This is a genomic window from Staphylococcus sp. FSL W8-0305, from assembly GCF_037966415.1.
Classification (GTDB): Bacteria; Bacillota; Bacilli; order Staphylococcales; family Staphylococcaceae; genus Staphylococcus; species Staphylococcus aureus.
Map to the genome: position 1 here is coordinate 1,438,242 of NZ_CP150198.1, position 20,677 is coordinate 1,458,918.

Consider the following 20,677-nt stretch of genomic DNA (forward strand, 5'->3'; position numbering starts at 1 on the left):
ACTAATATTATTTTAACCTATTTGAAATATTTGAAACATATTTTTGTCGAATTTTTTTCAATATTTTTTCCTTTTTATACTTCAAGAGAATTTTAACTACTAAAAATTCCGATGATTATTATTACAATAGTATCAAATATTAGTTTTTTAAAATCAATAACAACTTATCAAAAAGCTCATGTGGTTATTTTATAGTGTATAAACTATAATGAGTATTAAATTCTTATAAACAATGGTGATGAAATGGACATAAATTCAGAAGAATACAAACAAGAGGTACTTATCAAAGATGTTGTCATGCTTGCTGCTCGCATACTATTAGAATCTGGTGCAGAAGGTACGCGTGTAGAAGATACCATGACACGTATTGCAAAAAAACTTGGTTACAGTGAAAGTAACAGCTTTGTTACAAACACTGTCATCCAGTTTACGTTACATTCGGAATCGTTTCCTAGAATATTTAGAATTACCTCTCGAGATACAAACTTAATAAAAATTTCTCAAGCTAATAAAATTTCGCGTCAAATTACAAATAATGAAATTTCTTTAGCCGAGGCAAAAACACAACTTGAAAAAATATATGTTGCCAAGCGTGACAGCAGTCTTCCCTTTAAAGGTTTTGCTGCAGCAATGATTGCAATGAGTTTCTTATATTTACAAGGTGGTAGATTGATTGATGTTTTAACTGCGATATTAGCAGGTAGTCTAGGATACCTAGTCACTGAGATTTTAGATCGTAAGTTACACGCACAGTTTATCCCAGAATTCATTGGTTCATTAGTTATTGGGATTATCGCCGTTATTGGACATACACTTATTCCAACAGGTGACTTGGCAACTATTATCATTGCGGCAGTCATGCCTATTGTTCCTGGTGTATTAATAACAAACGCAATACAAGATTTATTTGGTGGGCACATGTTGATGTTCACAACGAAATCATTAGAAGCATTGGTTACTGCGTTTGGCATCGGTGCTGGCGTTGGTAGCGTATTAATTTTAGTATAGGAGTATCAGACTATGTTTTGGATATTAAACTTTATCTTTAGCTTTTTAGCTTCAATGTTCTTCTGCGTCATTTTTGATGCACCTAGAAAATTATATTTATCATGTGGTTTCGTTGGTACGTGTGGATGGATGGTTTACACCTTATTCTTCAACGGCTTTAATGTGCACACTATATACTCTAGTTTCTTCGGCAGTCTTGCCCTAGGTTTATTAAGTCACTATATGGCTCGTAAACAAAAAGAACCTGCAATCATTTTTATGGTGACAGGTATCATCCCGTTAGTGCCAGGTGGATTAGCTTACGATGCAACGAAAAATTTAGTATTATTAAATTTCAGTACAGCAATCAATACCATGCTAGAGGTTACACTTATTGCAGGAGCTATCGCATTAGGTTTATTATTCGCCGACCAAATTTCCAAATTAATTGTTTCTGGATTCGTGAAATCTTTTAAACGATTATAAATATTTGTTAGAAATGCCTCAGCCTTAACTCTTGGCAATTTTATATAAGGTTCAACTGCCTCGTCTTAAATGTCAATTTATGATACAAAAAATCGCACGATACGCCTTCAAATTAAGAAGGTATATTGTGCGATTCTTTTATTATTTAGTTTTTTCTTTTTCAGGTTCTTCAATCATATCATCAACTTCATTTTCACTTCTATTTAAAATCAAGCGACTTAATTCATCATTATCCATATTTTTCAATTTAGGATATCGAATCACAAAGAATATTAAACCGATGATTAACCATCCAAGTAATGCAATATAAGATGGTGCAGTCAGTGCTGCAGGAGAACCTGGCACTAATAACAACGCTAAGAAAATGAATGATACAAATGAGCCAATAATAGCAAACGTTTTGTAAACCGGTGCATACGTATTACTTTGTTTGTTATAACTGAATAATTTCGCAGCAGACAAACATGTAATAAAGTAGGCAATGGATACACCTGTAGATGACATATCTACGATCCAAGTCAATGCCGTTCTTCCTAGCCAAGGTGCAATTAAAGACACACTTACTAAGAATATGATTGCGACATATGGTGTTTTGTATTTACTATGTAATTTACTAAACATTGTTGGCATTATACCTGAACGTCCCATAGAAAATAACAAGCGACTTGAACTCATCAAGAATCCATTTAAACCAGTAAATATACCCATCATAATTGCAATTGCTAATACACCTAATCCAATATAACCAAATGCTGTTTGTGTAACAGCACCTGTTAACCACAATTGTCCATTTAAACTTTGATGACTTGTTGATAACCAACCAGTGTATAAAATCATGACAACATAAGTTAATGATGCTGCTAATAAACTGTACACGATAAGCTTAAATGTCTTGTTTGGTGCAAAGTTAAACTCTTCTGCTGTTTGTGGAATATTATCAAATCCAACATATGCCCATGGTGCCACGGATACAATAACCACAATAGACACTAACCATCCTTTGCTAGGTTCAGCTAACGGTTGTAAATTTTCAAGTGCAAAATTATTACCAAAGAATGAACCAAAGAACATCAATAATACGACGATTACCATCGCCACACAGAAATAATATTGTAATGATCCAGATACACTTGCGCCACGAATCGTTACTAGCATGAATACAAGTAGTAATACGGTCGCAATAATGATTTCCGTAATATAAACGTCCCAGCCCGCAATGGTGTATAGTTTCCCATTATTTAAGACATCTGGCAATAAGAATTTAACTAGTAAACTGAATGCTGTCGCATTTAAAGCAACAACACAGACATAACCAAAAGTTAAAAACCATGATGAGAAGAAACTCACATATCTGCCGAAACTTAAGAAACTAAAGGCAAACGCGCCCCCTGATACTGGAAATCTCTCTACTAATGCGCCATAACTAACCGCAATTAATATCATTAATAATGCACCAATAACAATACCAATTGATGCTGCAATCGGACCTGACTGCTTAATCCAGTCTCCTGGTAAGATGAATGCGCCCCATCCGATACATGAACCATATGCAATCGCCCATACAAACTTTTCAGATAGGTTTTGTTTTAAATCGCCTCTATCTATTTGCTTATTCTTTTTTTCCATAAATAAAAACTCACCTCGAAGGTATTCTATACCCAAAAGATGAGTTTGTAACTCTTTTTCTTGATTATTTTTATTAAAAATTTAATGTTTAGTTACATAGGTAATCTAAAGTTTTAAAATTTAACCAGCAAATTTGAATGTCGCAATGATTAACATTATCCATCCAATGATGAACAATACGCCACCAATTGGCGTAATCGCACCTAAAACTTTAATTTGAGTTAATACTAAAATATATAATGATCCACTAAAGAAAATAATACCAGCAAATATTAACCAGCCAGCCCAGTTAACATTGATTGAAGTTGTACCACTAATTACACCTATAATTAATAATGCTAAGCCATGGTACATTTGATACGTCGTTGCTTTTTCCCATACTGATAAATAGTGATCACTTATTTTTCCTTGTAAACCATGTGCACCAAATGCACCTGTTCCGACAGCCATCATCGCGTTTAATGCACCTAAAATAATAAATAATTTCATTGCTACCTCTCCTTATATAATTCAGTATTAATAAATGTTTAAATCCGAACACTCGAATAAAAGTATATGCATCTTGATTATTAACCTACATACTTAACAAGCTATTAAGTAATTATGTTTCATTGTTGCTTTTTAAAAATCAAATATGGATTCACCATTGCCAATGTCATCATCTGTCGCTAATCTTTGTTGTTGGTTTGAAGGTTGTGAATATGACTTATTATGATGATGTGCTGAATGCGTATTTACTTTACCACCCATCGCTTCAATTTCAGCAGCTGTCACTTGATGTGTTGACTGCGTAATTTGTGAATGTGGCATTTGATTATGGTTAGCAATACGATGATTCATTTGTTGTTCACCAATATGTGGTGTATTTGATGTTGAAGCATATAAAGATGTTAATATATGTATGGCATACATATGTTTTTCAAAGTCATGGTCATGCTGCGCCTGCTCTGCTTGTACTAATTCTTGCTCAATTCGTGCTATTAAAGTTTCTCTATTCACCATCTACGCCTCACTTTCACACCAATTAATTGGTGATTTTCCTACTGACTCTAAATAGGTATTCGCTTTGGAATACGGTTTTGATCCAAAGAATCCTCTATATGCAGACAGTGGACTAGGATGCACTGATTTTATAATACAATGTTTAGATGTATCGATAAGCTTTATTTTTTGCTGTGCAGGTTTCCCCCACAAAATAAAGACAACATGTTCTTTATAATCAGACACTGCTTTAATAATTTCATCAGTAAATGTTTCCCAACCAATATCACGATGAGAATTTGCTTCACCCTGTCTTACGGTTAAAACTGTATTCAATAACAAGACACCTTCTCTTGCCCAATCTTGTAAATGTGGTGTTTGTCTAACACATCCAATATCATCTGCTAATTCTTTATACATATTACGTAAAGATGGAGGGAATTTTGCGTTAGGTTGCACTGAAAATGCTAATCCATGTGCTTGGTTCGGACCATGATACGGGTCTTGTCCTAATATAACAACTTTGATATTTTCAAACGGTGTTAAATCAAACGCTTGATAAATATTTTCCCTATCAGGGTATACGATTGCAGTCGAATATTCTTTTTCTAAAAAATCATGCATAGCTTTAAAGTCATGTTTCGTTGTTATGTCATGAAAAATTTGCGACCATTCCATTCAATCTCACCTCAGGACATATTTTAACATATCACACTTATCTAAAGTGAATGACATTTTCAAAAGTTACAATAGTATGAATGATTCATTTCAACAATCATCAAATATTGAATGCTTAATATTTTTCAATTAGGTTAAAAATGATATGATGAATACAATATTATTATGTAGGAGTGAAGCTCAATGGCTTTAAAGAAAGTTTTAACAATTGCCGGTTCTGACACAAGTGCTGGCGCAGGTATGCAAGCAGATTTGAAAACGTTCCAAGAATTAGATACGTATGGCATGGTCGCTTTAACTGCCATCGTTACTATGGATAAAGATACATGGTCACACGATGTCACACCATTACCTATGGACGTATTTGAAAAGCAACTTGAAACGGCTTTATCAATCGGACCTGATGCTATTAAAACAGGTATGTTAGGTACTGAGGAGATAATCAAACGTGCTGGAGAAGTATATGAGGCATCTAATGCACAATATTTTGTAGTAGATCCTGTCATGGTTTGTAAAGGCGAAGATGAAGTGCTTAACCCTGGAAATACTGAGGCGATGATTAAATATTTACTACCTAAAGCAACGGTAGTGACGCCAAACTTATTTGAAGCGGGTCAATTATCAGGATTAGGTAAATTAAATTCAATTGAAGATATGAAAAAGGCTGCAACAATTATCTTTGATAAAGGCGCACAGCATGTCATCATTAAAGGTGGCAAAGCTTTAGATCAAGATAAATCGTACGACTTATACTATGATGGTCAAACATTTTATCAACTAACTACAGACATGTTCCAACAAAGTTATAACCATGGTGCTGGTTGTACATTTGCTGCGGCAACAACTGCATTTTTAGCTAACGGTAAGTCACCGAAAGAAGCTGTGATTAGCGCGAAAGCTTTCGTCGCTTCTGCTATTAAAAACGGTTGGAAAATGAATGATTTTGTTGGTCCTGTGGATCACGGTGCATACAACCGTATTGAACATATCGATGTTGAAGTAACAGAGGTTTAATGCTTCGTTCATAAAAAATAGATTAACCACACCTTATGATTTGATTGTCATTGCTGTGCGCCTGTAAAGTTAGCTTTTTGAGTCTAACTTTGGGGCTCAGTACACAATAAAGTCACTTTCGGTGTGGTTATTTTAGTTATTAAATACTTGTTTGATTTTCACAGTTAAATTGTGCAAATAAGTTTTGTAAGAAATCGTTATAGATAGTTTTATTTCAACATATGTATATAATATTCATTTACAGTGTCACGAATCAGTTATCCTAAAAAAACAAATCCTTTCGGAACTTTATTATGCCCTTGTTTAAACATAATGTTTTATCCCGCTCTACTAATTCTGCCATTTTTTTGAAATTAAAAATAACTTCTCAACGACTTTATAAAAATATATTCCTTTTAAAACATGATACATAAATAGTCTTAGTAAATTATACGTTCTATGTCTGATAAAAAGTTGATACTTAAGGTTGATGTCACACATAAAAATGTTATTTATAATATAACCATAGAGTAGCAAAGGAGGTAATATAGGTTATGATTATTTATCGACAGTATCAACATGAAGGCGCACCAGTTTATGAAATTATAACCAAAACGTTTCAGCATGTTTCAATTAAATGTGACGATTCATTTAGTGATACTGAAATATTCAAATTGCTCTCTTTATTACAAGACGATATAGATCATATGAAAGTTAGTTAAATTGACTAATCATTCCAATAATCCAGAATTTATTAAACATTGATATAGTTGTTATTATTATTTTAGATTAATGCATCCCCGTGCAAAGAAAGAAACGTAACCTATATTTATCTCTGTTCCCAATAATAATAACAATACATAACTGATATTAGCTGTCCTTTCATCTCCTAATTAATATGCGTTCATGCAGCTAATATCGGTTATTTTTTTGTGCTCAAAGAAATCTTTATTTTAATCTCTCCATCGTCATTAATTGCTATAATTTCTTGCTCGTGTTCTTCAATGAATTTGATATTTTCATTTATTAAAATAGGTTTAACATAGTTAATTTGACACTGGTTCGCCTCTAATGACATAGCCATCAACATCATTTGACTCACTAATTGTCCTGGCACAATCTCATTATGTATTGGATTATCATCATTTACGAGCGCCAAATATTCATTTATCCATATCTCATTAAACTTCATCTCTACTTCATCGCCTTAATAAAAGTTTGTGTAACCGTTATGACATGTTGATCATTTTTAGTTAATGTTAAAGCCATTGTATAACGTGTGATATTGCGAATCTGTCGGCATTCAATATCTTCTAAATGTCCTACATATATTGTGTCTACTTTTATCTTTTGAGTTTGATTAATTACTGATTTTGTTAAAATCAGTTCGCTATTTGCATATTTTTTAAATAAATCAAATTTTGACCATAATGACGCACACATTAATGGTGGTACTTCTTTACTATAAGGTTGGTTAAAACAATGATAATATGCAGCCACACTATCCTTAGAAAATGACACATTTAATCGCTGGTTAGAATCGAGTAAATAATGCTGCATTTCCTAGACCTCCCCCAATCCCCATAGATGCAATCATACTCTCTTTGTCAAACATATAAAATAATCGCGTCACTAATTGGGCACCGCTTGCACCGTATGGATGACCTGATGCTAATGCACCACCCCATATATTTAATTGCGTATTTGAAATATTTAAAGCTTGTTGGCAGGCAACCACCTGTGCACTGAACGCTTCGTTAATTTCAATGACTTCAATATTTTCTATCGTTAATTGATTTCTTTTTAGTAAGTTGGAAATGGCTGGTACTGGACCAATGCCAGGTAAATTAGAATCAACACCTACCGTAACACCATCTTTAAATAATAAACCATGATCGAAACCTAATTCGTATGCCATATCTTTTTCCATAATAAGCAATAGAACTGCACCATCATTTTTCATACAACTATTCGCAGCGGTAACGGTCCCACCTTTGATTACGGGCTTAAATCGGCCAAAGTTATCTTTCGGAATATGTGATTTTAGACTTTCATCAGTGTTGAATAGTTCTCCTTTAACGGTTATAGGTAATATTTCCTGAGAAATATTTCCATTCTTTACATTTTCCGCTGTCAGTTGATGACTTCGGTAAGCAAATTCATCTTGTAATTCTCTTGAAACACCATACATCTTGGCTACATTTTCAGCACCTTGAATCATTGATGGGTCGCTCATTTCAGGTGCAAATGATGCACGCTCATAAAACTCAGGTAATGCGGTTTCGTACACAGAATGCGGTCGTTTGATTTTCCAAGGTGCTCGACTTGTACTTTCAACACCGCCTGCAATATATACCTTGCCAGCTCCGGCTTGAATCATGCGACATGCATATTGAACACTTTCAAGTCCAGACCCACATTGCCGATCGATTGTGACGCCAGGTATTGAATCTTTGAGCCCCGCTTCAAGCAATGCTTTTCTTGCAATATTGCCACCATTCCCAACAACATTACCTAAAACTACATCATCTATTTTAGATATTACCTCTGGATACTTCTCTTTAAAATGTTGGAATAAAGGTTTGAGCAATTGTTCTGGCTCTAAATGTTTTAAAGTGCCACCATATTTCCCAAATGCAGTTCGTTTAGCTGCAACTATGACTGCTTGATTCATATTATAATTCACCTCTCAAATACATCGACATCATTTTTTCTCTAGCAATTTTACCACTTGCAGTGTAATACATCTTTTCTACATGATGAATCATCGATGGAATTTCATAGCGTTTCACTTTCTTATTTAAAAATTGTTTTACATTTTTATGTGTAAGTGTCACATCACCAGAATAAAGCAATACACCTATTTGACCAAAACGCTCATTTGGAATACCGATGATAATTGCTTCATCAATGCTCGACGATTGCGTTAAAAGGCGTTCAACATGTGCTGGATATATATTTTGACCACCAATAATTAACATATCATGTTGTCGTCCCGTTAAATATAAATACTGCTCTTTTACATAGCCATTATCATTAGTAACAAACCATTCATCATTATTTATACATTGTTCGCTTACATAGCCACTAAACATCATATTACTTTTTACACAAATAGTTCCTATACCATTGTGATCGTGATTCGTTGTTTTCAATTCCACATTTGGAAATAGCACACCTACAGATTCAACTGGTGCTTGCTGATTCAAGTTATAGCTGATAAAACTGGTTTCCGATGTACCAAAAAATTCAATCAAATTTATGTCATTTGCTTGATTTTTTATCTTTTTAAAAATAGAAGAATGCAGCTTATCCCCACTGCTAAAAAATGATTGGATTGTATGTTCATTGTTATAAACTAACAATAATGATTTAATCATCGTTGGAACAAGAAACATAGCAACTTTGTATGATGATATTTTACGACATTGATTAAGTAACCTTTCAGGATGAAAAGTGGTCTGTCCTATAAAAGTACGACCGGAACTTAAAGCAAACAATAACGCATATAATGTTAACGAGTGCGATAGTGGTCCGGGGGCTGCTATTGCATTTTCATTTTTTAACATCAACATTTCATTAACTTCAAAAGAAGCCAACCATGAATCTTCATCACGATAATATGCTTTTGGCAGTCCAGTTGTCCCTGAAGTAAAACCAATATGTAATAAATTGGGGTAGTGCTGTAATTGCGTTGAATCAATAAACATAGGTGAGTCTATATTCTGCATGAGACATGTATCTCCAATTACATCTTTAATACCATATTTTTCAATCAATTGACGATGTATAGTACTTTGCCATTTACCTTCCATCATCATAGGCACTTTATGTAAACGATGCAAAGCTAAATAACAAATAATACTTTGAACCGGTGATTTCATATTAATAGCAACAACAGGGTTAAGTGAATATTTCTGCAAAGATTCAACTGCGCTAGTGATGCGGGCATTTAGTTGACTATATGTAATTGTTTCATCATCTATATGTAATGCTATGTCATTAGGCTTATTTTGAGTATGTGTTTCCAACTGTTCTAAAATTACGTCCATCAATATCCCTCACTCAATGTAAACTTTATAATACATCTTGTTAACATTATATAATGAATAAGTATTTTTATCAGGTAAACCTGCCTATTATAAAAATCAAACTTAAGCCCTAGATAAATTTGATACTGTAGTACCATGTTTTTTATTAGATAAGACGATACTATATGTATATAGAGAAAAGAAGTTATCGCAATCGCAATAACTGACACAAATAAGTCACCCAATCTATTTAAGTTTGTGTTCTCTATAATAATATTGAAGGTTAGAGTCTCAATATTAATTGCGTTGGACAAAATACTCTAAGACATATTTACATCCTAACATTTCAATAGCAAGAGAATTTTAAGTATTCAAAGCTAAACATATGCTTTAAGTCCCCTCTTTCCCCCATTGCGATAATCATTGCAGTGGGGGTTTATGTATATACAAAAACTTTATTTCGGCTAATTACATTCCCTAATTTAAAAAGCACTTTAAAGTTAGTAGCGTTTACTAGCTTTAAAGTGCTTTTATACGATTGATTATTACTTATTTACTGAAATCTCTAATCTTTACGTTCTTTCACCCACCATAATGCTTCTTTTGGGTGTTCTGCATAATAAGCTCTATCTTGCTCGTTATCTACATTTGGATATGAACCTTTGAGAGATTTTCCTGCTGTGCTCAAATGTAAGAATGTGATCACTAAAAACCCAATAACACTGATTGCTGTTAAATAATACGCAGGTGCTAATGGATCACCAGTTTTCGCGACTAACCATGTTGCAACTAATGGCGTCGTACCACCAAATATTGAAACAGAGATATTAAAGGTTACCGATAAAGTTCGATATCTTATATGACTGTAAAACATTGTTGGTAAAGACCCTGGCATTGTCGCTTCGTATGTTGATAAGAAGAATCCTAATCCAAATATACCGATGACTATCACAACAAATGATTGTGAATGTAATAACATAAATGCGATGATACTAAATAATGTTAACCCGCCAGTACCGATTAGAAATACTTTCTTTTCACCTATTTTATCCGCTAACTTACCAAACATTAATGCTAATGGAATCATTATTGCCATGACACAAGTAATTAATACACTAGTTGTCGTTGCATCTAGTTTAATAACTTGTTCTAAGTAAGTTGGTAAGTATGCGGTTACCATATAGTTCGTAACATTGAAGAATACAACAGCTACAAAACACACAAATATATCTTTGTAATAAAATCTGATGATTTGTAAAAAGTTAATGTTGTCTCGTTCTGGTTGTGTTGCAACATCATTTTCGAAAACTGGTGATTCTTCAAGCTTACGACGTAAATATAAGCCGAATAATCCTAGGAATAAACCAAGTAAGAATGGGATTCTCCAACCAAATGATGCCATTTGTTCATCAGTTAAGAAGAAAGTGAGTAAGGCAATCATAATTGACGCAGCTATATAACCTGATAATGTCCCTATTTCTAATCCACTACCTAATGAGTTACGACGCTTATCTGGAGATGATTCGGCTACATATGTCATTGCCCCCGCATACTCTCCACCTGTTGAAAATCCTTGTAGTACTCGTGCAAGTAATAATAGTATTGGTGCCCAAAGTCCAATTTGATCATAACTTGGTAATAATCCAATGGTTAATGTTGAAAATGCCATTAAAATAATTGTTGATGTTAATACAACTTTACGTCCATATTTGTCACCAATAATACCAAATACAACACCACCAATTGGTCTTAATAAAAACGCAATGGCTAATGCTGCGAAAGTCAACATTTGTCGAATGTCTGCACTCTCTACTGGAGAGAAGAAGTTCGCTCCAATGTACGCAGTTGTATATGCATAGACACCAAAATCGAACCATTCCATTGCATTACCGATACCGGTTGCAACAACAGTCTTTTTAGCTTTCTTTGCATCCACCATGTTAATATTCTCTTTATTAAAATCCATGAATTCATACACTCCCTCTTGTATGTTTCATAATTATACGGAGTTAATTAGTTTTGTCAAATTTATAAGAATTTAAACTTTTATATAAATACAAAAGTATGTTTGTTCAAAAATTTCACTTTATCGAATTAAATTCAATGATTTTATACCCTCGTACATTTGAATTAAACAATAATAATTCTTAAATCATCGAACGATTAACTTTTTGGAATTATAACTAAAAATAGCGATAGCATACAACTTCATATAAGTCATATGCTATCGCCATTTTCGACATCGTATTTAAAGTAAGATATTCAATTGACTGCAAGTAATATGTCATCAGTCGGAGTTATTTGTATTAATATCAAATAATTAATTACGCAGACTTTTCTATTTAAACATACACGATTATTAATAAATATTTATTTTAAATTCCTAATCTAAAGCGAAATATTTCTATGTATAATCTAATATTTATAAATATGGATTTTAACCATGGTATTCTCTGTTTTAACAAATTTTATAATACGGTATTAATTTCTGATGGATCATTGATTATAAAATCTGGATTTGAATGAAGTAATGACCTTGCATCATGTGCTCCCCATGTTACTGCTGCAGATGGTACACCAGCATGTTGCGCCATCTCAACATCAAATGTTGAATCACCAATATAAACCGTTTGTTGGCTATTTAAATTGTAGCGTTGCACAATTGTGTGTATGCCTTCAGGATTTGGTTTATATGCACTTACTTGATCGGATCCAACAGCTTCAGTGATTAAATGATTTAACCCTATAGCCGATAAATTTCTTTCTAATACATCACTCTTCTTACTAGACACCACGAAAAGTTTTTTCCCTTGGTTATACAAACTTGTAATGGCTTCAGTTATACCCGCAAATTCATAAATATAGTCCTTTTCAATAGATTGATATGTATGTCTAAATGTATCGATTAACTTTGCTAATGTTGCTTCATCTAATGGTCGGTCTGCTAATTTTAAAAATGATTCTTCAATAGGTATTCCCATATAATGCGATATGTCTTGAGCTGATGGTTCTGTTAAACCACATGCTTTAAATGCACTTTGTGTTGCTACTTCACCACATTTTTTCGTGTCTGCCAACGTACCATCAAAATCAAAAATATAATTTTCAAACTTCAATATTAACACCCCTATTCGTTTATTATTGATATTATACTATAATTTATTATTTAAATAAAAAAATAATCGATAATATTTCTGCCTAGGCATCATATTATCGACTATCTTTGTTTTATTCTAAATTAGCATGATTTTGTTGCATCGTTTGTTCTGAAACATTCATTTCAGTCATCAATCCCATTACAACGCTATCTAAAAATAGTTGAGATGCTTGTTCAAACAAACTTCCTAACGGTTGTGCAGAACCATGTTCATCATATTTTGTACCTGCAGGCAAAACGATGTTCGTCCCAGCTAGATTGCCTATTGCAGAATCTTTATTTGTAGTAATTAATACGATGTCAGCACCTACTGATTTTGCTTTATCTGCTAATAATCTTAAATGTTCCGTGGAACCTGAACCAGAGATAATTACAAATACATCATTCGACTTAATCGCAGGTGTCGTTGATTCTCCAACAACATGTGCCTGTTTGCCGAGCTGATTTAAGCGCATTGCAAAACTATTCGCCACGAATCCTGAACGTCCTTTGCCAGCTACAAATATATGTTCAGCATGTAGTATTTTGGACGCAAACGTTGAAAACTCATCCGCTTCAACATGTGACAAAGTCATCTTTAATTCATCTAGAATTAATTGATAGTCACTAAATTTAGCCATATTACTTACCTTCGATTGCAGCGCGACATTGTTTTGCAGCTTCTACTGGATCATCTGCATTTGCGATTCCGCCACCAACAATAACAAGATCAGGACTTTCAGCGACAATTTCTTTAATTGTATCTGGTTTAATTCCACCTGCTACTGCAACTTTAGAATTTTTAATAACAGATTTAACGGTTCTTAAACTTTCTAATGGTGATTGCCCTTCTGCTTGTAAATCATAACCAGTGTGTACTGCAATATAATCAGCACCCATTTCATCTAGTTCTTTTGCACGTTTTTCTAAATCTTGAACAGCAATCATATCAACTAGTAATTGTTTATTATTTTTATGAGCTTCTTCAATAGCTGCTTTAATTGATGCATCTTCTGCAACACCTAGTATTGTAATTACATCCGCGCCAAATTTAATTGCTTGGCTAACTTCATAATCAGCTGCATCCATAATTTTCATGTCTGCTAATACTTTTACATTACTAATGTTGTCTGCCATATGTTTAACTGCTGGTAAACCTTCGTTGTAAATGATTGGCGTACCGATTTCTACGATATCTACATAATCTTTTACTTTATTTGCTAACTCAGCCGCGTCTTCTTTGTTTAATAAATCAATTGCTAATTGTAATTCCACTAAAAATCATCCTTCCAATGCTTTTTATCTTTCTATTGGAACCTTTCCCGAGGCATTTCTTAATTAAACATTGCAATCAATCCATTTCATCGACATGAATTTTCGCAACGTTTTTCGGGCAAGCTTCGTCGTCTAAATATATCTCAACATTCGGGTGTTTGTGAAGTAATGTGGCTGGAACATCAACAGAAATTTCCTGATTTAATAAATGTGTAATAGCAGCACGTTTCTTTTCACCAAATGCGAGTAAAATGATACGTTTAGCTTGAAGAATATTAGCAAGTCCCATCGAAATGGCTTGCTTTGGAACATCATCTTCGTTTTCAAAATATCGACTATTAGCCTTAATAGTACTTTCAGTCAAATCAACGATATGAGTAACGCTATCAAACGGCGTACCAGGTTCATTAAATCCAATATGACCATTTTCACCAATACCTAAAATTTGAATATCACGTTGACCTTGTTGTTCTAAAACGTCATTATATGTTGACGCTTCCGCATTCATATCATAGGCATCTCCATTCGGAATATGAATGTTCTTTCTATTAAAATAAGGGTATTGTTTGAAAAGCATGTCATCCATATAATAGTGATAACTTTGCGGATGTGATGCGGTTAAACCTACATATTCGTCTAAATTAAACGTGGATACATTGTCTACGTTTAACTGATTTTTATTTAATAACTTAACAAGTTGCTCATACAAATCTGTCATTGTGCCGCCAGTTGCTAAACCAAGTTTACAGTGCTGATTAAATGCCATCTCTTTATATAACTCACATGCAACATAGAATGATGCTTGTTTTTTTGAACCTAAGTTTAATACTTTCATTGTTTACATGCCTCCACAAATTTAATACATTTTAAAAACTTATGAATTCATTCATACACCATTAATATAGCATCATTTTTAATGTTTAACACTTTTCAAATTCCAACAATTTTTTTGATTTTTAAAAGTAAAAAACTAATGCTGTATGATTGCGTAATCCTGAGTCATTCAGCTTCATGAAAATTAATTTATAAATAATTGAGCAATCGTATACAATTATTGAATAGTTTTTAGTAAAATAGAAAGATAAACACATTGATAGTATAAGGAGTGAACGTGTTGGAACCAATTAAAGAACAAGAAGTTATAGATTTACTTGCTTCTTTTGAACATAAACCTGTGTATCTGCATGTTGAAACGACAAATGGGGCCTATGCGAACCATTTCGATCAACGTGTTTTTAATGCTGGTACTTTTTTAAGAAACATACAAGTAACATATACACATGCACAACTAAAAGGTGGTAATAAAGAACCTTATCGCATTGGTCTTAAACTATCAAATGGTGGTTGGGTTTATGTACAAGGTCTAACGCATTTTGAAATCAATGAGCATGATGAATTTTTAATTGCAGGTTTTAATTACGAAGGTCAACTCGCTGCAGCACTTCAAATTAGTGAGCGACCATTTAATTTATAGAGGAGGCATCAACATGACTGACGAAAGACATGTATTAGTAATATTTCCACATCCTGATGATGAAACCTTCTCATCTGCAGGCACATTAGCAAGTTATATCCAAAAAGGCACACCTGTAACATATGCATGTTTAACCCTAGGACAAATGGGCAGAAATTTAGGTAATCCCCCATTTGCAACACGCGAATCATTACCAAGTATTCGTGAGCGTGAACTAGAAGAAGCTTGTAAAGTTATTGGTATTACTGATTTAAGAAAAATGGGTTTACGTGACAAAACTGTCGAATTTGAACCCTATGAACATATAGATGGTATGATTAAATCTTTAATCGATGATACAAATCCATCATTGATTATTTCATTTTATCCTGGATATGCAGTACATCCTGACCACGAAGCAACAGCAGACGCTGTAATTCGAACGGTTGAACGCATACCTAAAGAAGAACGCCCTCGTTTAACTTTAGTTGCGTTCAGTAATGATGCAACCGAAGCACTTGGAGAACCTGATATCCAAAATGATATTACAGATTTTAAAGAACTTAAAATTAAGGCATTTGAAGCACATGCTTCTCAAACAGGTCCATTTTTAAAACAATTAGCAAGTCCTGAAATCGATGGTAAACAACACAGCTTTTTAACAGTCGAACCATATTGGACATATCACTTTAAATCTTAACGGAGGAAAAAAATGACTGAATTTGATTTATCGACACGAGAAGGTCGTTGGAAACACTTTGGTTCCGTAGATCCTATTGAAGGCACGAAACCTACTACTAAGAACGAAATGACAGATTTACAAAGTACACATAAAGATTTCTTATTTGAAATAGAAGAAGTTGGTATTAAAAACTTAGTGTACCCTGTACTTGTTGACCAGTATCAAACAGCTGGCACATTTAGTTTTTCAACAAGTTTAACAAAAGACGAAAAAGGTATTAATATGAGCCGTATTATTGAAAGTGTTGAAAAGCACTATGATAATGGTATTGAACTTGAATTTAATACACTTTATCAGGTGTTATGCACTTTACAAACGAATATGAAACAAAATGCGGCAGGCGTTGATGTTTCTGGGAAATGGTTCTTTGATCGCTATAGTCCAACCACAAATATTAAAGCAGTTGGTAATGCCGATGTCACTTATGGATTAGCAATTGACGGTGATAAAGTTACACGTAAAGAACTTACTATTGAAGCAACTGTCACAACGCTATGCCCTTGTTCAAAAGAAATAAGTGAATATTCAGCGCACAACCAACGTGGTGTTGTCACTGTTAAAACATATATTAATAAAGATCAAGACATAGTTGATGACTATAAAAACAAAATTTTAGATGCAATGGAAGCTAATGCAAGTTCAATTCTATACCCTATTTTAAAACGTCCTGATGAAAAACGTGTGACAGAGCGTGCATATGAAAATCCACGCTTTGTCGAAGACTTAATTCGTTTAATTGCCGCGGACTTAGTTGAATTTGATTGGTTAGAAGGTTTCGATATCGAATGTCGTAACGAAGAGTCTATCCATCAACATGATGCTTTCGCTAAATTAAAGTATCGCAAATAATATCATATGATTAATTCAAACGCGTAACAGTAGTTGCGCGTTTTTATTATACCTCCTAGAGTTGTATATCTCTTTTATAAATCTTCTCATTTGATGTGCCTGAGTCATAAATCAATATCCTAAGCTCTACAATGATATATTGGTAGTATTTGACTGAATAACTACTACCATTATAAATATAAAAATTTGTTGTTTTATAAATAAACACATCTTCTAGTTAAAAGAAGTAATTAAATATTATGTGATATAATTATAAAAAATAGATATAAGTGGTGTTGTAAATGAATTATTTTGTAGGTAATAGTTTAGGTGTTAATTTAACTGGGATAGAAAAAGCAATTATTAATCGTTTAAATTTATTTAAAGAAATGGGAAGACCAGCACAATGTGTATTTCTGTCATGGAATAGATATTTATATAGAAATGCCCAAAATTATATTACTAGCTCTGACTATATCAATATGTATGATTTCTTCCAAGAAGCAACATATTTAGAACGCAATGAACCATTTGACTGGTTGTCATATTGGACTGATGAATGTCATTATACTTTAAAACATGTTGAAAATAGTCATGACTTTAGAATATATGATCAAGAGCGTTTCTTAATGTATGCCCATTTTCAAGATCCTAAATATCGTATATTAGATTATGTGAATCATTTTGATAGTCAAAGACGAAAAGTAAAACGTGATTTTTATGATGTGCGTGGCTTTTTAAGTTGTAGTAGGATTCTTGTTGATAAACAACAAACATTATGTGAATTTTTCTATAATCCAGAAGGTGACACAAAATTAGAAAAGTATTTTTCTTACAAAGATGGCAAACCAGAAGTACAAAAAATTATTGTTTACTATGCTAACAAACAATATTTCTTTAATAATGAAACGGAATTAGGCGCATTTTTCATTAAACAACTATATCAACATGGGGATTTATTTTTCAGTGACCGTAATGTGTATACAGCACCTATTTTCAACTTAACACCTGAGTCAATCCCAGTAGTAGCTGTGCTTCACAGTACACACATTAAAAATATTGATGCATTAGATTCATCGCCATTTAAAAATGTCTATAAAGCGATGTTTGAAAATTTATCTCGATATCGTGCCATTATCGTTTCTACTGAGCAGCAAAAATTAGATGTTGAAAAACGTATTAACCATACTATTCCAGTTGTTAATATTCCTGTCGGCTATAGTGAAACAATTGATACACCAGTCCAAACATTAGATCAGCACAGTGTTAAATTAATTTCCGTTGCTCGTTATTCACCTGAAAAACAATTACATCAACAAATTGAATTAGTTAAACGCTTAGTCCCTTATGTACCGAAAGTAGAACTTCATATGTATGGTTTTGGTTCTGAAAGTAAAAAATTAAATGAATTGATACAAAAATACGGATTGGAAAATCATGTTTATTTACGTGGCTTTTTAAGCAATCTAGACCAAGAATACAGCGATGCTTACTTAAGTTTAATAACGAGTAACATGGAAGGTTTCTCGTTAGCGCTACTTGAATCTTTAGCACATGGTGTTCCAGTTATTAGTTATGATATTAAATATGGTCCTGGTGAATTAATTACTTCAGATTTCAATGGTTATTTAATTACTAAAAATGATGAAGATGCCCTATTTGATAAAGTAAAATATGTGATTGATCATCCTGAAGTACAACAACGACTGTCAAAAGGTAGTTTGGCAAAAGCGCAACAATATAGTAAAGCGTCGTTAATTAAACAATGGGACCAATTTGTTCGTCTAATATAAATGTACTTTACCTTTATTTTTATAAAAAAAAAGCATTTTCCTATGTCATCTAATCAAACTTGTCAGTTCTTATGAACGTGGATTGTTAAATAGATGATTTTAGGAAAATGCTTTTTTCTTTTGACTTAGTTTAAAATTTTTTGCCACTTTGTACTGATAGTAGTTGCATTGTACTGTTGTGCAGATTCTATGCTATTAATTGAAAATTGTTGCATCATTTGGCTATTATTTAATAATTGGTCAACCTTTTCAACCATTTGATTGATGTCACCTGGAGGTACTAAATAGCCATTAAATCCATCTTGAATCAGTTCTGATGGCCCATAATCTACATCATAACTGATCACTGGTGTACCTACTGAAAGCGACTCTAAAATTGCTAAGCCAAAACCTTCCATTTTACTTGTCGATAACATCAGTTCTGCTTTAGCAATCTCTTCATTAATATGCGCCTTAAAACCATGAAATTTAACATGTTCCGATAAATGATAACCTTCTACAAGTTGTCGATATTCTGACAAACCATTTCCATGTCCATAAATATTCAATTGAATTTTGGGATGTTTGGTTACTAATTGCTTGATCACTTCAATTTGATGTGTAATTTGTTTGTTTTCAACGAGGCGAGCAATTGATATGATATGATTTTTATCCTTTTGATTGATGTCAAATTGATACTTTAAGTTTGCCACGTAGCCAACCGGAATATTGATAACTGGTATTTTATTTTCAATATATTGTGAAATATCTTGGCATTGCTTTTCTGTTGATACAACAATCGCTTTATAACGTGTTAAATTATTAAACACTGTTTTATAAAAATTTTTTATATCATTACCGGTGCCGGATAAATGTGTACTGTGGAGCACAACAATAACTGGAATACTTTGATTTAATCCCGCAATAACATTTCCTAATTCATGAGGACGGTCTAATATGATTTGATCATTATTTTTACATAATTGATGGAGAAAATATTGAACTAATTCATCTTCTGTATCAAAAAATTGTTGATGCTGGTCTTCATTTAAGATAACCTTTGTGAGCGTGTTTTTCCCTTTTATATCGTCGAAATATTTTTGGATGACGATTTCCCCATTAGGTGTATAGTAATTTTCGAGTACAATCCGTTGTCCTTCACCTAAAATTCGAGAACAACTTAAAAAGCCTCTTCCATCATACAATTCACGTTTTACTTTTCTTCTTTTATGATCAAAATAATTCACATAGTTTAATTGATGATACTGTTTATCTAAAAAATGAGCATACATTATAAATTGCTCTTCATCATATATTCTGACATCATTTGAATTTTCCACAAATTTCAACGTGTACCTACATGACTTTTCCCAATACTGTATCCAGTTAACTTGCTTTGTCTTTTTATAATTGATTGCTTTTTGAAAATAGTCATACATTGTAAACAGATCATTTTCAATCTGATGTTGCTTCGCATATGTGTATGAATAAGGATTCCATTTAACATATACACATTTTGAAGATATGCCGTGTTGTTTGAACAACTTCAGTCTATTTATTTGTGCTTTTTCTACACCTGTAATTTTACTTTCTAAAATTGTTCCTAAAATGTAATTCATATTATCGCCTCATATAAGTTTTATTCCGTATCTTTATTGTTTATTTTATATGAAAAATACATCTATTGCA

At 32.9% G+C, this 20,677-nt stretch carries 22 protein-coding genes; 8 read left to right on the plus strand and 14 right to left on the minus strand.

All coding sequences use genetic code 11. The annotated features are described in order from the left end of the window. Nucleotides 1-243: 243 nt before the first annotated feature. Entirely contained in the window at nt 244-1,008 is a 765-nt protein-coding gene (locus tag NST10_RS07145) for a threonine/serine exporter ThrE family protein (RefSeq protein WP_000354088.1), read from the plus strand. A gap of 12 nt (nt 1,009-1,020) precedes the next feature. After that, on the plus strand, nt 1,021-1,473 hold the full coding sequence (locus NST10_RS07150; protein WP_000498572.1) for a threonine/serine exporter family protein: 453 nt from the start codon (nt 1,021-1,023) through the stop codon (nt 1,471-1,473). Between the two features lie 141 nt (nt 1,474-1,614). Here NST10_RS07150 and NST10_RS07155 read toward each other — a convergent pair whose 3' ends face one another. The 4 genes from NST10_RS07155 to NST10_RS07170 all read right to left on the minus strand — a co-directional run bounded on the left by NST10_RS07155 (nt 1,615) and on the right by NST10_RS07170 (nt 4,758). Next, nucleotides 1,615-3,099 carry an APC family permease gene (locus NST10_RS07155; RefSeq protein ID WP_000412518.1) on the minus strand — a complete coding sequence of 495 codons (1,485 nt, stop codon included), beginning with the start codon at nt 3,097-3,099 and terminating at the stop codon, nt 1,615-1,617. A 120-nt stretch (nt 3,100-3,219) separates the two neighbouring features. Further along, entirely contained in the window at nt 3,220-3,588 is a 369-nt protein-coding gene (locus NST10_RS07160; RefSeq protein WP_000765183.1) for a DUF423 domain-containing protein, read from the minus strand. Between the two features lie 132 nt (nt 3,589-3,720). Continuing rightward, nucleotides 3,721-4,101: a DUF5327 family protein gene (locus tag NST10_RS07165; RefSeq protein WP_000248114.1), complete on the minus strand. Its 381-nt coding sequence runs from the start codon at nt 4,099-4,101 to the stop codon at nt 3,721-3,723. Then, nucleotides 4,102-4,758: a uracil-DNA glycosylase gene (locus NST10_RS07170; protein ID WP_000455258.1), complete on the minus strand. Its 657-nt coding sequence runs from the start codon at nt 4,756-4,758 to the stop codon at nt 4,102-4,104. Between the two features lie 183 nt (nt 4,759-4,941). Between NST10_RS07170 and thiD the strand changes: the two genes are divergently transcribed. Further along, nucleotides 4,942-5,772, plus strand: a complete 831-nt coding sequence (gene thiD / locus NST10_RS07175) for a bifunctional hydroxymethylpyrimidine kinase/phosphomethylpyrimidine kinase (RefSeq protein ID WP_339209164.1) — start codon at nt 4,942-4,944, stop codon at nt 5,770-5,772. 533 nt (nt 5,773-6,305) lie between these two features. Next, nucleotides 6,306-6,473, plus strand: coding sequence for a C1q-binding complement inhibitor VraX (vraX, locus tag NST10_RS07180; protein ID WP_000587960.1), 168 nt, complete (start codon nt 6,306-6,308; stop codon nt 6,471-6,473). 200 nt (nt 6,474-6,673) lie between these two features. Here vraX and NST10_RS07185 read toward each other — a convergent pair whose 3' ends face one another. From NST10_RS07185 to nagB, 9 genes are all read right to left on the minus strand, one after another. Beyond that, on the minus strand, nt 6,674-6,943 hold the full coding sequence (locus NST10_RS07185; protein ID WP_000671097.1) for a hypothetical protein: 270 nt from the start codon (nt 6,941-6,943) through the stop codon (nt 6,674-6,676). A 2-nt stretch (nt 6,944-6,945) separates the two neighbouring features. Next, the gene (locus NST10_RS07190) at nt 6,946-7,311 is read right to left on the minus strand and encodes a protein VraC (protein ID WP_001165054.1); all 366 of its coding nucleotides are present in this window, start codon (nt 7,309-7,311) and stop codon (nt 6,946-6,948) included. Beyond that, nucleotides 7,286-8,425, minus strand: a complete 1,140-nt coding sequence (locus tag NST10_RS07195) for a thiolase family protein (protein ID WP_001070682.1) — start codon at nt 8,423-8,425, stop codon at nt 7,286-7,288. Before NST10_RS07195 ends, NST10_RS07190 begins: the two co-directional genes overlap by 26 nt. 1 nt (nt 8,426) lies before the next feature. After that, on the minus strand, nt 8,427-9,803 hold the full coding sequence (locus NST10_RS07200; RefSeq protein WP_000382588.1) for a long-chain fatty acid--CoA ligase: 1,377 nt from the start codon (nt 9,801-9,803) through the stop codon (nt 8,427-8,429). A 544-nt stretch (nt 9,804-10,347) separates the two neighbouring features. Continuing rightward, entirely contained in the window at nt 10,348-11,748 is a 1,401-nt protein-coding gene (locus NST10_RS07205; RefSeq protein WP_000347063.1) for an MFS transporter, read from the minus strand. A gap of 502 nt (nt 11,749-12,250) precedes the next feature. Then, a complete protein-coding gene (locus tag NST10_RS07210; RefSeq protein WP_000667395.1) occupies nt 12,251-12,898 on the minus strand; it encodes an HAD family hydrolase in 648 nt (215 codons plus the stop codon). A gap of 112 nt (nt 12,899-13,010) precedes the next feature. Next, nucleotides 13,011-13,559: a 6-phospho-3-hexuloisomerase gene (gene hxlB / locus NST10_RS07215; RefSeq protein WP_001051591.1), complete on the minus strand. Its 549-nt coding sequence runs from the start codon at nt 13,557-13,559 to the stop codon at nt 13,011-13,013. A gap of 1 nt (nt 13,560) precedes the next feature. Next, a complete protein-coding gene (gene hxlA / locus NST10_RS07220) occupies nt 13,561-14,193 on the minus strand; it encodes a 3-hexulose-6-phosphate synthase (RefSeq protein WP_000422864.1) in 633 nt (210 codons plus the stop codon). A 76-nt stretch (nt 14,194-14,269) separates the two neighbouring features. Further along, on the minus strand, nt 14,270-15,028 hold the full coding sequence (nagB, locus tag NST10_RS07225; RefSeq protein WP_000866426.1) for a glucosamine-6-phosphate deaminase: 759 nt from the start codon (nt 15,026-15,028) through the stop codon (nt 14,270-14,272). Between the two features lie 276 nt (nt 15,029-15,304). On the opposite strand from nagB, the gene NST10_RS07230 reads away from it, so the two are divergent. From NST10_RS07230 to NST10_RS07245, 4 genes are all read left to right on the plus strand, one after another. Continuing rightward, on the plus strand, nt 15,305-15,667 hold the full coding sequence (locus NST10_RS07230; RefSeq protein WP_001574742.1) for a YojF family protein: 363 nt from the start codon (nt 15,305-15,307) through the stop codon (nt 15,665-15,667). A 13-nt stretch (nt 15,668-15,680) separates the two neighbouring features. Next, complete coding sequence (gene bshB2 / locus NST10_RS07235) at nt 15,681-16,346, plus strand: bacillithiol biosynthesis deacetylase BshB2 (protein ID WP_000129072.1); 666 nt, start codon at nt 15,681-15,683, stop codon at nt 16,344-16,346. A gap of 12 nt (nt 16,347-16,358) precedes the next feature. Beyond that, nucleotides 16,359-17,237 (plus strand): GTP cyclohydrolase FolE2, encoded by an 879-nt coding sequence (gene folE2 / locus NST10_RS07240; RefSeq protein ID WP_000134231.1) that lies wholly within the window; start codon nt 16,359-16,361, stop codon nt 17,235-17,237. A 281-nt stretch (nt 17,238-17,518) separates the two neighbouring features. Then, nucleotides 17,519-19,009 carry a glycosyltransferase gene (locus tag NST10_RS07245; RefSeq protein WP_001106108.1) on the plus strand — a complete coding sequence of 497 codons (1,491 nt, stop codon included), beginning with the start codon at nt 17,519-17,521 and terminating at the stop codon, nt 19,007-19,009. 125 nt (nt 19,010-19,134) lie between these two features. Here the strand turns inward: NST10_RS07245 and NST10_RS07250 are convergent, their stop codons facing one another. Then, nucleotides 19,135-20,607, minus strand: coding sequence for a glycosyltransferase (locus NST10_RS07250; protein ID WP_339209175.1), 1,473 nt, complete (start codon nt 20,605-20,607; stop codon nt 19,135-19,137). Nucleotides 20,608-20,677: the final 70 nt, after the last annotated feature.